A 13,049-nucleotide genomic window follows, 5' to 3' on the forward strand; every position below is an offset into this window, starting at 1 on the left:
CCGCAAATAAAGTTGCCGTCCCCCTTGAATCCGCAGATTGAGTGGCCAAGAATTAGCAGCCTTCACCAGAGAGTGCTAACAACCTGAGTTCCGCCGGTCCGGCGAGTCTCATGTGGTTGTCGCAGCTTCTCAGTGAATCAACCCCAAAGCATTGAATAATCAGGAGTAGAGATATGGCACTGCGTCCCCTGCATGACCGCGTCATCGTCAAGCGTCTCGAAGAAGCCAAGACGAGCGCTGGCGGCATCCTCATCCCGGACAGCGCCGCTGAGAAGCCGCTGCGTGCCGAAGTCATCTCCGTTGGCCCCGGCAAGCGTTCGGACGATGGCAAGGTTCACCCGCTCGACGTCAAGAAGGGCGACAAGGTCCTGATCGGCAAGTACTCGGGCACCGAAGTGAAGATCGAAGGTGAAGAGCTCGTCGTGCTGCGCGAAGACGACATCATGGCGGTCATCGCCTGATCAAGGCTTTCGCCTCTCAAAAATAATCTAGCCCGACCGCACAGCGGAACGGGCCTTGAATGTAATTAACGGAGCTAAACATGGCTGCAAAAGACGTTAAGTTTGGTGATGATGCACGTTCGCGCATGGTCTATGGCGTCAACGTTCTCGCCAACGCGGTGAAGGTCACGCTCGGTCCCAAGGGCCGCAACGTGGTGCTCGACAAGTCGTTCGGCGCCCCCACCGTCACCAAGGACGGCGTGTCGGTTGCCAAGGAAATCGAGCTGAAGGACAAGTTCGAGAACATGGGCGCCCAGCTGGTCAAGGAAGTCGCTTCCAAGACCTCCGACGCCGCCGGCGACGGCACCACGACGGCGACCGTGCTGGCCCAGGCGATCGTCAACGAAGGCCTGAAGGCCGTGACCTCGGGCGTCGACCCGATGGACATCAAGCGCGGCATCGACAAGGCCGCCGAAGCAGTCTCCAACGAGCTCAAGCGCATCAGCACGCCCTGCAAGGACCGCAAGGCCGTTGCCCAGGTCGGCACCGTCTCGGCCAACGCGGACGAGGCGATCGGCAAGATCATCGCCGACGCGATGGACAAGGTCGGCAAGGAAGGCGTCATCACCGTTGAAGAAGGCAAGGGCCTGGACAACGAGCTGGACGTGGTCGAAGGCATGCAGTTCGACCGTGGCTACCTCAGCCCGTACTTCATCAACAACGCGCAGAGCCAGTCGGTCGAACTCGACAACCCGCTCATCCTGATCACCGAGAAGAAGATCGCGAACATCCGCGAGCTGCTGCCGGTGCTGGAAGGCGTGGCCAAGCAGGGTCGTCCGCTGCTGATCATCTCCGAAGACGTCGAAGGCGAGGCCCTGGCCACGCTGGTCGTCAACAACCTGCGCGGCATCCTGAAGGTCGCGGCCGTCAAGGCCCCGGGCTTCGGCGACCGTCGCAAGGAGCAACTCAAGGACATCGCGATCCTGACCGGCGGCACGGTCATCGCGGAAGACGTGGGCCTGACGCTCGAGAAGGCTGAGCCGACCCATCTGGGCAACGCCAAGAAGGTCCAGATCGACAAGGAAAACACCACCATCGTCGACGGTTCGGGCGACAAGAAGGCGATCGACGCGCGCATCAAGGAAATCCGCGTGCAGATCGAAGCCGCCACGAGCGACTACGACAAGGAAAAGCTGCACGAGCGTCTGGCCAAGCTGGCCGGCGGCGTGGCGGTGATCAAGGTCGGCGCCGCGACGGAAGTCGAGATGAAGGAAAAGAAGGCCCGCGTCGAAGACGCCCTGCACGCCACGCGTGCGGCGGTGGAAGAAGGCATCGTGGCCGGCGGCGGTGTTGCGCTGGTGCGTGCTGCCAAGGTGCTGGACAACCTCAAGGCTGCCAACCCCGACCAGCAGATCGGCATCAACATCCTCAAGCGCGCCATTCAGGAGCCCCTGCGCCAGATCGTGCGCAACTCCGGTGACGAGCCGAGCGTTGTGCTGAACAAGGTTGCGGAAGGCAAGGATTCGTTCGGCTACAACGCCGCCAACGGCACCTACGGCGACATGATCGAGTTCGGCATCATCGACCCGACCAAGGTCACCCGCCTGGCGCTGCAGAACGCGGCCTCCGTGGCCGGCCTGCTGCTCACCACCGAAGCCATGATCGCGGACGCTCCGGCCAAGGGCGATGCCCCTGGCTTCCCGGGCGGCACGCCGATGGACGGCGGTGGCGGAATGGGCGTCGGCGCGGGCATGAACTTCTAAGTTCGGCTCCAGCCCCTGGTCGCGCGCCCACCGCGCGGCCACGCGCAGCAGCAAGTTGCAGATCAGGGCGCCTTCGGGCGCCCTGATTTTTTGTGGGCGTCGTCCGAACCTGTAACCCGGATTCTCGTCGAATACGGAGCGCAACCCCGGGCTTTGCCAGGGCTACGGGTTCCCGGACGCGAGTGAATAATGGAGTCCGTTTCACACGAGGAGAACGATGCTGTGACGGTGCCTGACCTGATGAGCAGGGCGCGAGCCGCCAGCCGTTTCGTGGCGCAATGGGCCGGGCGCTTTTCCGGACAGGATCTGCTGGGCGCGATGCCCGAGCCGTCGGGCGCAGGGCAGCCGACGGATCACAACGAACGGATCGCCCAGCTGCGGATCGAGCGCAACGCGGCGATGGCGCGCATCGCGGCGACATCACTGACGGACGTCGCGTCCGTCGCGCAGACGCTCGAGCGTCTTTCGGCGCTGGCGGATTCGGCCTGCCAGCGCGCCGTTGCGTGGGTGAGCGAAGGGCTGATCGAGCGGCATGGACGCCCGCGCGACGCCGACGGTGCGCAGGCGCATCCGGTGATCCTCGGCATGGGCAAGCTCGGCGGCCGCGAGCTCAACTTCTCGTCGGACATCGACCTGATCTTCCTGCACACCGCCGACGGCATGACCGACGGCGCCCATCCGATCGAGAACGAGCGCTTCTTCATCAAGCTCGCGCAGGAGGTCGGCAAGCTGCTGTCGGAGCGCACGGCCGACGGCTTCGTGTTCCGCGTGGACACGATGCTGCGGCCTTTCGGTTCCGCCGGCCCGATGTCGATGAGCGTCGATGGGGCCGAGGAGTACTACCAGACGCACGGCCGCGAGTGGGAACGCTACGCGATGATCAAGGCACGGCCGATCGCGGGCGATATCGCGGCCGGCGAAGACTTCCTGCGACGGCTGCGGCCTTTCGTATATCGCCGCTATCTCGACTACAACGCCATCAACAGCCTGCGCGATCTCAAGCGCCGCATCCACGACGACGTCGTCGCTCGCAAGGTCGTCGACGACGTGAAGCTCGGACCGGGCGGGATCCGCGAGCTGGAGTTCATCGTGCAGTCGTTCCAGCTCGTGCGCGGTGGACAGGACGCGTCCCTGCGCAATCCGTCGCTGCGCCCCACGCTCGAGTATCTCGGCGAATCGGGCCTACTCCCGCGGGATACCGCGCAGAAGCTCGACGCGTCCTACGTCTTCCTGCGCAAGCTGGAAAACGCGATCCAGATGTACGAGGACGAGCAGACGCATCGGCTGCCGATGGACGAGGACAGGCGCCACGCACTGTGCGTGGGGCTGGACTTCGCAAACTGGGGCGAACTGCGCGCGCGCTTCGACGAGGTCGCCGCCTACGTCAACGCGGAATTCCGCCGCGTTTTCGCAGACCCCACACAGGACGCCGAAGACAGTGACTGCGCGCCGCTGGTGCGCACCGCGTTCGGACCCGAGATCAAGGTTTCGGATCTCAAGGCGGTGCTGCTCGAGAAAGGCTTCTCCGGCGCCGACGAAAGCCTTGCGCAGCGACTCGTGGACCTTGCACAAAGTCGCCTCGTGCGAGGTCTTTCGGAAGCTGCAGGGCTGAGCCTGCACCGCGCGCTCGGCCAGTTGCTGGACGAATGTCTGCGCACCGACGAGCCGACTCGCACGGCCGAGCGCGTGCTGCGCGTCGTGCAGTCGGTTGCCGGCCGCTCCACGTACCTGACCCTGCTCGACCAGTCGGCCGTCGTGCGCGCCCACCTGGTGCGGTTGTGCGCGGCGAGCCAGTGGGTGACGGAACAGATCGCCGCCTCGCCCGCGGTGCTCGACGCGCTGCTCGACCAGCGCACGCTCTACGCGCCACCGGGGCGCGACGCGATGACCTCCGAACTCGCGGCGCGCTTCGCGGGCGTGCCAGTGCAGGACGTCGAGACCGGCATGGACCTGCTGCGTCGTTATCGCAACGAGGTCACTGTGCGCATCGCGGCGGCGGACATCTCGGGCAGCCTGCCGCTGGTGAAAGTCAGCGATCACCTGACGTGGCTCGCCGAGGCTGTGCTGTCGGCGGCGATGGAGCGCGCGATGCTCGAGCTCAAGGAAAGTCACGGCCTGGTCGTGCGCGAGGACGGCAGCGTGGCGGGCCTCGGAGCCATCGCGTACGGAAAGTTCGGCGGCATCGAGCTCGGCTACGGCTCGGATCTGGATCTCGTGTTCGTGCACGAGGACGTGCCGGGGGACGTCGAGACGTCTGGAGGCGCGCGTTCGATTGTCGCCGCCGCCTGGTTTGCGCGCCTGACGCAGCGGATCATCCATTGGCTGTCGACGTTGACGCCGGCCGGCCGCGCCTACGAGGTCGATCTGGAATTGCGACCCAGCGGGCAGTCCGGTCCGGTCGTGGTCAGTCTCAAGTCCTTCGCTGCCTACCAGCGCGACAAGGCATGGACCTGGGAACACCAGGCGCTGACGCGCGCACGTTACGTCGCAGGTCCGGTCGCGCTGGGTGAGCAGGTGGAGGCGCTACGGCGCGAGGTGCTGGGTCGGCGCCGCGAGCCGAAGAAGCTGGCGAAGGAAATCGTCGAGATGCGGCGGAAGATGCGCGGCCATCTGGAAAAGCGCCGGCCCGGAGCCTGGGACGTCAAGCAGGGCGAAGGAGGCGTCATCGACAGCGAATTCCTGACGCAGTACCTGGTGCTGCGCGACGCGGCGGATCGGCCCGAGTTGCTCGAATGGTCGGACAACTGGCGTCAGCTCGACGCTCTGGCCGCGGCCGGCAGCCTGCCGCCGGAAGACAGGAGCGACCTGATCGCGGCTTATCGCGCGTATCGCGCTTTCGCGCACTCGCGGGCGCTGCAGAGCGAAGAAGCGCTGGCCACCGAAGAGAGGTTCGCCTCCGAGCGCGCGCATGTTCGCGCCGCGTGGAAGCGGCAATTCGCCGAAGCGGAAGAGTCGAAGGACTGACACCCTTGTCGCGAGGTGCTGCCGACGTGCACCCACCTTGTCCCCTCTCCCCGCGCCAGCGGAGAGAGGGGAGATGGGTCGCCTCGCGTTGACCATCTGGACTCCCCACCCATAACCTTGCGGCCTGTATCGTCCTTGCAACGATCACCCGGCCAGCCCATCGCCAGCCTCTCCCAGGAGCCTGCGATGCACAACGAAGCCCCGTTCCGTTCTTCGCTCGACTCACGCGCAACACGCACCGAGATCCTCCCCGTGCTGTCCGCTCCGTGCCGCCGACCTCGTTCTTCGCAGCTTTCTGCAGACTTCCTGCGCCTCAGCGGCTGCTTGGTGCTGGCGACCGGATTGGCCGCATGTGCCGTTGCGCCGGCGGAGCCCGAGCCTGTGAAGGCCCCCGCTGCTACGACGTACAAGGCGGTCGAGCGTCCTGTCGTCGATGCCGGCGAGGCTCCGTTCGAGCGCGACCGCCGCGCCATTCTCGCGATGCTCGGCGAGTACCAGGTGCGCTTCACGTTCGAGGAAACCACCGTGCTCGCGCCCGGCTACCAGCGTCGCGACAGCAAGAACACGGGCGCCTTCGAGACGGTGGTGCTGGTCGAGGATGCCTCGCGTCGCATCGTGCTGCAGCACCTGCTGGTCTCGGACGATGGGCAGCACATCACCAAGCACTGGCGGCAGGACTGGACCTACGAGGCGGCCAGCCGCTTCGAGTTCACCGAGGAGCAGACCTGGCGCATCAAGCCGCTGCCGGCCGCCCTCACACGCGGGGCCTGGACGCAGTGCGTGTACGAGGTCAGCGATGCGCCGCGCTATTGCGGCACCGGCCGCTGGACCTACGACAACGGTGTCGCTACCTGGAATTCGGATCACACCTGGCGGCCGCTGCCCCGGCGCGAATACACCGTGCGCTCCGACTACAACGCGCTCGAGGCGGTGAACCGTCACAGCATCACGCCGACCGGCTGGACCCACGAGCAGGACAACACCAAGACCCTGCGCGATGGCGAAAAGCCCACCGGCTCGCTGGTCCGCGAATTCGGGTTCAACGATTACCGCCGCATCGAAGGTTTCGACTTCATGGCGGCCTACGACTACTGGGCCGGCACGAAGGATTACTGGGCGCAGGTGCGCGCCGCCTGGGCTTCGCGTTTCGCTGCGAATGCCGGGCTGAGCCTGAAAACCAAGGTCGACGGCATGGGTCTGATCATTCCGCTGTTCACGCAGGCGGCAGCGGTCGAGGCGGGGGAAGCGGTCGGGGCCGAGCAGATCGACAAGACGTTTCAGGAGTGGGTCGTGCCGCCAGGAGCGGCTGCCATTCCGTTGGCTGCGAAGCATCAGGAAGCACCGCCGAGGTACTGATCGCCGGCGCGATCGATCGATAGCCAGCCACCCACAAGGTCGCCAGCCAACTCACCAGAAGATTTTCAATGGAGTTGGTCAACGTGTGGAGATGAGCGTGCGTTTTCGATTTCTGGCGAGTCCGTTTCACGATGCCGCCATCCGCTGCTGAAAAGTCCGGTCCGGGCATCGCACGACGCTGGTCGCGCGGAATCCTCGCGGGTCCCGTCGCGTTCATCGCGGCTGCCGTCGTGATGGCGGGCGGCGCGCTGTGGGTGCCCAAGGGAGCCGCGAGCATCGACAACATCGTGCTGCCGATCGTGTTGTTCCCGGCGATCTGGGCCGCGTTGTTCTTCTACACGAGCCTCGATCGCAATCTGCTGCGCGCCTGGCTCGTCACCCTGGGCCTGCTCGTCATCAATGGCGGGATGATCGCAATGGAGTTCGTCGGAAAAGGAGCTGCCGCATGATCCGGCTATCGCAGGAACGCGCGAAGGTGCTGCTGGCCGTCCACGGCTGGAGCGGTGTGCTGCTCGGGCTGCTCTTGTACGCGGTGATCCTGACGGGCGTCATCGCGGTGTTCGCGGACGAGATCGGCGACTGGTCGAGTCCGCTGGAGCAGGAAACGGTGGCGCCTTTCCCGGTGGGGCTCGACGCCAAGCTGCGCGAACTGGCGACGACCGTCGATCCGAAGTACCACGAGGACCTGTCGATCTTTCCGCGGGCGGGCGGACGCATCGAGGCGTTCTTCCATCACCACATCACGCCGGAAGGCGCGTCGCAGCCCGAAGACTTCGGCGTGGAGTTCAAGCTGCATCCGCAGACGCTGGAAGTGCTGGATCGTCGCGAGGGGTTCGGCGAGGACATCGGCGCGTTCAACGTCTCTAACGCACTCGCGGATTTTCTCGTCGAGCTGCACGTGAGCCTGCACATCCCTGATCCTTGGGGATTGCTGGTCACCGGCATGCTGGGCCTCGCGATGATGGTGGCGGCGGTGACGGGCCTGCTCGTGCACCGGCACCTGATCAAGGAGATGTTCACGATCCGCAAGTTCCGCGAGGCCATGCTCGTGCGACGCGACGCGCACGTGATCGCCGCGACGTGGAATCTGCCGTTCGCGTTCATCCTGGCGTTCACCGGCAGCTTCTTCAGCTTCGCGAGCTCGATGGGTATTCCGGCGATGGCGATGGTGGCGTTCGGCGGTGATCAGGTGAAGCTGATCGAGACCATCGTCGGCATGCCGCCGGTGGAGAACACCGCGGCGGCGCCGATCGGAAATCTCGACGCGATGTTCGCCGACGCGCGACAGCGCGCGAAAATGGAGCCGGCGTTCGCCAGCATTTCGCATTTCGGACGCGCCGATGCGCAGGTCACGGTGTTCACGCGTCCTGCGGACGGCGAGCTGATCAGCCACAACTACGTCTACGACGGCCCGACCGGGGCCTTCGTGCGCGAGAAACCGGGCCTGGGCCTGGTGCCTTCGGTGGGCGGCGCGGCGGCGGACCTGATGGGACCGCTGCATTTCGGCAACTTCGCCGGCTTGTTGTCCAAGGCGGTCTGGTTCGCGCTGGGTTTCGCCAGCTGCTACGTCGCGCTGACCGGGATGCTGCTGTGGACGGCGCGACGCGCCGAGTCGCCGGCGTGGCGTCGCATGGAGCGCGCGGTGATCTGGGTGGGCTTTGGCCTGCCGCTGTCACTCGCCTTGGTGCCCTGGGGTTACTTCATCGGCCGCAGCCGGGGGGCGATGGAACTCGAGGCGCCGATGGCGATTGCCTTCATCGCGACGGCGCTGGCGACCGGCCTGCTGACGATCCTGGTCAGCGAACCGGAGCGCCTTCGCCGATTCCTGCTGGCGGGTACGGGCGTCGCGCTGATCGGCGCGCCGGGCCTGCGATTGATCGCGGACGGACCGGGGTGGATGTCGGCGTTGTCGGCGCATCTTTCGACGGTGCCGGCACTCGATGTCGCGCTGCTGCTCGGCGGCGTCCTCTGCCTGCGCGCGGCCTGGGGCCGCTCGCGGGTCGTCGTGCCTGCGGCGCAGGACGGTGACGCCGAAGAAGGCGAGGTCGCCGCCTCATGAGCGTGACCTTGACCTGGGCGGCCTGTGCCGTCGCGGCCAGTGCGCTGGCGCTCACGCCGATCGCGCTGCGCGATCCCAAACGGCTGCGCACGGCGTTCAAGGGCGCCATGAGGACAGCCTCGCCGATGCCCACGTCGCAGCGACGGCTGCTGGCCTGGGCGAGCCTGCTGCCCGGCATCGTGCTCATCGTGTGCGGGCAGTGGCCGGCGTTCCTGATCTGGATGGGCGCGGCGACGGCGATTGGTTGGGGTCTCGTGCAAGTGCTGGCGCCCAAGCCGCGTTGATGTCCCGCACGGGTTGTCTGCGCCCGAGGTCGCCATCGTTGCAAATGCGATGAATTCTCATTAAAGTGGTTTTGCCAGCGAGACGACTTGCCAGCACGTCCTTCGTCCATCCAGGAACCGACGTGCCCAAACCGCTCCCTGATGACGTGTCCGCTGGCCCGATCGTCATCTTCAATCTCGAATCCCTGCTCGTCGACACGGTCGCGGGCGTCCGCCGCGCGCTCGATTCGGTGGCGCGGCTGCGCGGGCATTCCGGGTTTCCGAAGCTGAGCCAGGAGGACCTGCGCTCGCGCAGCCTCGGCGATCTGATCGGGAACATGACCTGCGGCACCGATGCGACGCTCGCCGCCGAATTCGTCGAGCACTACTGGCGCGTCTACGAACAGCAGGCGCGTTACCAGGCGCCGTTGCTGCCGGGTGCGAAGGGGCTGATCGGCCTGCTGCCGAACCTCGCGTCCGAACTGCATTACCTGTCCACGGCCGGCCCGGAGGTCGCGACGCGCCTCGCGCACGTGCATGGCCTGCAGCAGACGCTGACCAGCGTCTACACGCCGCCGACGGCCGTGTGCAGCCGCGCTCGCGGCGTGCTGCTTGAGCAGTTCTTCCGTACGCAGGACGTGGCGCCCTCGAACTGCGTCGTCGTCAGCGACTGCGTGACCGAGCTGTACGCGGCTCAGCGCCTGGGCGTCGCGGCACTTGCCCTGGGCTACGGGCACTCGCCGCTCCAGGCGCTGGAGTCGGTCGCCGGCGTGATCGGGGTGGCGCACTCGCCGCGCGACGTGGCGGTCTGGCTCTCCGCGCAATCCATGGCCCGTCGATGCCTGCGCGCGATGACGCGCAGGCCGTCGACCCACTACCTGCACTGATCGAGGACGCTGCCATGATCCTGGCCTGCCTGCTGCTGATCGACCTGCTGATGTGCGTCGGCATCGTCTTCCTGCTCATGCCGTCCGATACGCGAAGGAATCGCCGGTGGGGATGAGCCATCCCGTTTCCCTGCCCGTGCCGAACGCCCATCCCGAATCGCGCCTTGACCACGCGCGTCTGATCATCGAGTCGGAATACGCCTCGCCGCTGACGGCCCAGCGCCTGGCGCGGCGCCTGCGGCTGCCGCGGCTGGCGTTCCATCAGGGATTCATCGCAGCCTTCGGCACCTCGCCGCAGCATTACCTGCGGCGCTGCCGCATGCAGGCCGCGGCCCGGCTGCTCAGCGAGGGATTCGATCGACATACCGTCGCGCAGCGGGTCGGATATTCGGCTTTCACGCCGTTTGCCGCCGACTATCGACGCGAATTCCGTGGGGATCAGGATCGTGCCCGGCTGCTCGACGAATCTCGCCGAAGCCAGACGCAGCGAGCTTGATTGCGGCCGTTTTCAGATACGCGGCCGACAGCCGAATCCAGCGCCGGCCGGGGCCGCGCTGAGCAAATCGACGAGGGATTTACGCTAGTCGCCGGTCACGGCCGCTATGGCCGTGATGCGTCGGAAGCCGTGCAGCTTCCGCCCCCGCGCTCGCCGAATTGGCGCTCCTACCGGGATTCGAACCCGGGTTTAAGCCTTGAGAGGGCTCCGTCCTAGGCCTCTAGACGATAGGAGCGAGGCGTGGGGGCGCGTATTATAGGGATTCGTGTCGCGCGGACAACGCGAATTTTCCTCTCGCACATCCGCGGGCTTCCCGCTTCGAACATTCAGGATTTACGCCATTACTCAGCCCCGCCGTATTCCGCGCGCCGAGCACCCCATTTCGCGCTCGATGATTTCCCAGGGCACGCTCAAGACGCTGTACACGCTGCGCGATGGAGGCCATGAGGCCTACATGGTCGGAGGCGGGGTGCGTGATCTGCTCGCGGGCATCACGCCCAAGGACTTCGACGTCGCCACCAGCGCGCACCCGGAGCAGGTCAAGAAGCTGTTCCGGTCCTGCCGCCTCGTCGGGCGCCGCTTCGTGATCTGCCACGTGCGTTTCGGCGAGGAGATCCTGGAGGTCACGACGTTCCGCGGACCGGTCACCGACTTCCACCAGCGCGATGAAACCGGCCGCATCCTGGCGGACAACGATTACGGCACGCTGGTGGAAGACGCCTTCCGCCGCGATTTCACGATCAACGCGCTGTACTACGACATCCGCGACTACTCGATCGTGGATTACTGCGGCGGCGTCGAAGATCTCAAGACCGGCACGCTGCGCCTGATCGGTGAACCCGAGCTGCGCTATCGCGAAGACCCGGTCCGCATGCTGCGGGCCATCCGCATCGCCAACAAGATGCGCTTCCGGCTCGAGCCTTCGACCGCTGCGCCGATCCGCAAGCTCGCGCCGCTGCTCGCCGAGATCCCGCCCGCGCGGCTGTTCGACGAAGTGCTGAAGATCCTGCTCACGCGCGAGGCGGTCGACAATCTCTACGGCCTGCGCGTCTACGGCCTGTTCCGGCAGCTTTTCCCGGCAACCGACGCATTACTGGACGATGCCGCCGCGCTGGCGTTCGTGAACCGTGCGCTGGCCAATTCGGCGCACCGCATCGAAAACGATCTGCCGGTCAGCCCGGCCTTTCTCTACGCCGCGCTGCTGTGGCCGCCGGTGGAGAAGCGCACGCGCGAGCTGCGCGAGAAGGAAGGCTTTCCGGAGCACACGGCGCTGGCGCAGGCGGGCGAAGAAGTGATCGCCCGCGCGATCTCGCGCGTGGCCATTCCGAAGCGCTTCACGATGCCGATGCGCGAGATCTGGGGCATGCAGTCGCGTTTCGACGTGCGCAACTCGAGTCGCGCCCGCCGGCTGATGACCCATCCGCGTTTCCGTGCGGCCTACGATTTTCTGTTGCTCCGGGCAGAGTCCGGCGACCCTGCTCTGCGTGAGTCCGCCACGTGGTGGACCGAGGCGCAGAAGGGCGGCGATCTGCCCCCCGTTGCAGCGGACCACGTCGAAGGCGAAGAGGCCCAGGAAGGGGCCGCGCCGGCCGATGGGCCGAAGCGTCGCCGCCGCCGCCGTCGAGGCGGACGTCGCGGTGGCGGTGGTGGTGGAGCCGAGGCTGCCCCGGCGGGGTAGTCGTTCCATGTATTCCGCCTACGTGGGTCTCGGTGCCAATCTCGGAGACCCGGCGGCGCAGTTGCGCGCGGCGCTCGACGCCATCGCGGCGCTCGACGGCACGCGGATCGTCGCGACATCGCGCTTCTATCGATCTGCGCCGATGGGGCCGCCGGACCAGCCCGAATACTGCAACGCCGTCTGCCAGGTGCAGACCGCGCTGTCGCCGCGCGACCTGCTCGATGCCCTGATCGGCATCGAACGAACCGCAGGCCGTATCCGCAGCGGCGAGCGCTGGGGTCCGCGCCGGCTCGACCTCGACCTGTTGCACGTCGAGGGCATTGCGATGGACGAGCCCGGACTGCATCTGCCGCATCCGGGCATCGCGTCGCGAAACTTCGTGCTGGTGCCGCTGGCCGAGCTCGCACCGCAGTTGCAGATCCCCTCGCTAGAGCCGATCGACACGCTGGCCCGGACCGTCGGCATGGAAGGGCTGAGCGCCTGGGACGCCCTCGACGCGCCACCCGCGTGAAGTCCGGATACATCGCGATCGAGGGCGTGATCGGGGCAGGCAAGACCACCCTGGCGAAGAAGCTGGCAGCGAGCCTCGGGGCGACGTTGCTTCTCGAGCAGCCTGACGAAAACCCCTTCCTGGCGCGCTTCTATCGCGACCCTGCCGGCGCGGCGTTCTCGACGCAGATGACGTTCCTGCTGCAGCGCGCGGGCCAGGTCGAGCAACTGCATCAGCGCGACCTGTTCGCCGGGCAATTCGTCGCCGATTTCATGTTCGACAAGGACCGCCTCTTCGCCGAACTGACCTTGTCGGCGACCGACCTTGCGCTGTACGCGAAGGTCTTCGAGCGCCTGTCCTTCGAGTTGCCGCAACCGGACCGCCTGATCCATCTGACGGCACCGGTGGATCTGCTGATGTCCCGCGTCGCCCATCGCGGCCGGGAGTACGAGACGCCGATCGAAGCCGGGTATCTCGAGGCGCTGTCGGATGCCTATGCACGCTGGTTTCGTGAATCGGTTCGGGTGCCGGTGATCGAGATCGATACGTCGCGCATCGATCTGGTGGGCTGCGAAGCCGATTACGCCTTGTTGCTGGACGCGCTCGATTCCGACTCGCCGTTCGTGCAGTTGCCCGGTAGTGCCTTGTTATAG

At 66.3% G+C, this 13,049-nt stretch carries 12 protein-coding genes and 1 tRNA gene; 12 read left to right on the top strand and 1 reads right to left on the bottom strand.

The features are described 5' to 3' along the window. Positions 1-173 precede the first annotated feature (173 nt). The 9 genes from DFR24_RS23010 (at position 174) to DFR24_RS23050 (ending at position 10,228) form a co-directional block, all read left to right on the top strand. Positions 174-461, top strand: coding sequence for a co-chaperone GroES (locus DFR24_RS23010; protein ID WP_133883808.1), 288 nt, complete (start codon positions 174-176; stop codon positions 459-461). 80 nt (positions 462-541) lie between these two features. Further along, complete coding sequence (gene groL, locus DFR24_RS23015; RefSeq protein WP_133883809.1) at positions 542-2,203, top strand: chaperonin GroEL; 1,662 nt, start codon at positions 542-544, stop codon at positions 2,201-2,203. 222 nt (positions 2,204-2,425) lie between these two features. Continuing rightward, on the top strand, positions 2,426-5,167 hold the full coding sequence (glnE, locus tag DFR24_RS23020; RefSeq protein WP_162851392.1) for a bifunctional [glutamate--ammonia ligase]-adenylyl-L-tyrosine phosphorylase/[glutamate--ammonia-ligase] adenylyltransferase: 2,742 nt from the start codon (positions 2,426-2,428) through the stop codon (positions 5,165-5,167). 381 nt (positions 5,168-5,548) lie between these two features. Beyond that, positions 5,549-6,523, top strand: coding sequence for a DUF6607 family protein (locus DFR24_RS23025; RefSeq protein ID WP_133883811.1), 975 nt, complete (start codon positions 5,549-5,551; stop codon positions 6,521-6,523). Positions 6,524-6,654: 131 nt separating this feature from the next. Then, entirely contained in the window at positions 6,655-6,972 is a 318-nt protein-coding gene (locus DFR24_RS23030) for a hypothetical protein (RefSeq protein ID WP_246051768.1), read from the top strand. Next, entirely contained in the window at positions 6,969-8,582 is a 1,614-nt protein-coding gene (locus DFR24_RS23035) for a PepSY-associated TM helix domain-containing protein (RefSeq protein WP_133883812.1), read from the top strand. The genes DFR24_RS23030 and DFR24_RS23035 overlap by 4 nt, the downstream gene beginning before the upstream one ends. Beyond that, positions 8,579-8,866, top strand: coding sequence for a hypothetical protein (locus DFR24_RS23040; RefSeq protein ID WP_133883813.1), 288 nt, complete (start codon positions 8,579-8,581; stop codon positions 8,864-8,866). Before DFR24_RS23035 ends, DFR24_RS23040 begins: the two co-directional genes overlap by 4 nt. A 122-nt stretch (positions 8,867-8,988) precedes the next feature. Further along, entirely contained in the window at positions 8,989-9,732 is a 744-nt protein-coding gene (locus DFR24_RS23045) for an HAD family hydrolase (RefSeq protein ID WP_133883814.1), read from the top strand. Positions 9,733-9,844: 112 nt separating this feature from the next. Then, complete coding sequence (locus tag DFR24_RS23050) at positions 9,845-10,228, top strand: helix-turn-helix domain-containing protein (RefSeq protein WP_133883815.1); 384 nt, start codon at positions 9,845-9,847, stop codon at positions 10,226-10,228. A gap of 159 nt (positions 10,229-10,387) precedes the next feature. On the opposite strand, the gene DFR24_RS23055 is transcribed toward DFR24_RS23050, so the two are convergent. Next, positions 10,388-10,463 (bottom strand) — tRNA-Glu (locus DFR24_RS23055). 30 nt (positions 10,464-10,493) lie between these two features. Here DFR24_RS23055 and pcnB point away from each other — a divergent pair. The 3 genes from pcnB to DFR24_RS23070 are packed head-to-tail and all read left to right on the top strand — an operon-like array spanning position 10,494 to position 13,049. Then, positions 10,494-11,906, top strand: a complete 1,413-nt coding sequence (pcnB, locus tag DFR24_RS23060; RefSeq protein ID WP_407075130.1) for a polynucleotide adenylyltransferase PcnB — start codon at positions 10,494-10,496, stop codon at positions 11,904-11,906. Positions 11,907-11,913: 7 nt separating this feature from the next. Continuing rightward, complete coding sequence (folK, locus tag DFR24_RS23065; protein ID WP_133883816.1) at positions 11,914-12,417, top strand: 2-amino-4-hydroxy-6-hydroxymethyldihydropteridine diphosphokinase; 504 nt, start codon at positions 11,914-11,916, stop codon at positions 12,415-12,417. Continuing rightward, positions 12,414-13,049, top strand: a complete 636-nt coding sequence (locus DFR24_RS23070) for a deoxynucleoside kinase (protein WP_133883817.1) — start codon at positions 12,414-12,416, stop codon at positions 13,047-13,049. Before folK ends, DFR24_RS23070 begins: the two co-directional genes overlap by 4 nt.

The sequence above is a fragment of the Panacagrimonas perspica genome, assembly GCF_004364935.1.
GTDB lineage: Bacteria > Pseudomonadota > Gammaproteobacteria > Nevskiales > Nevskiaceae > Panacagrimonas > Panacagrimonas perspica.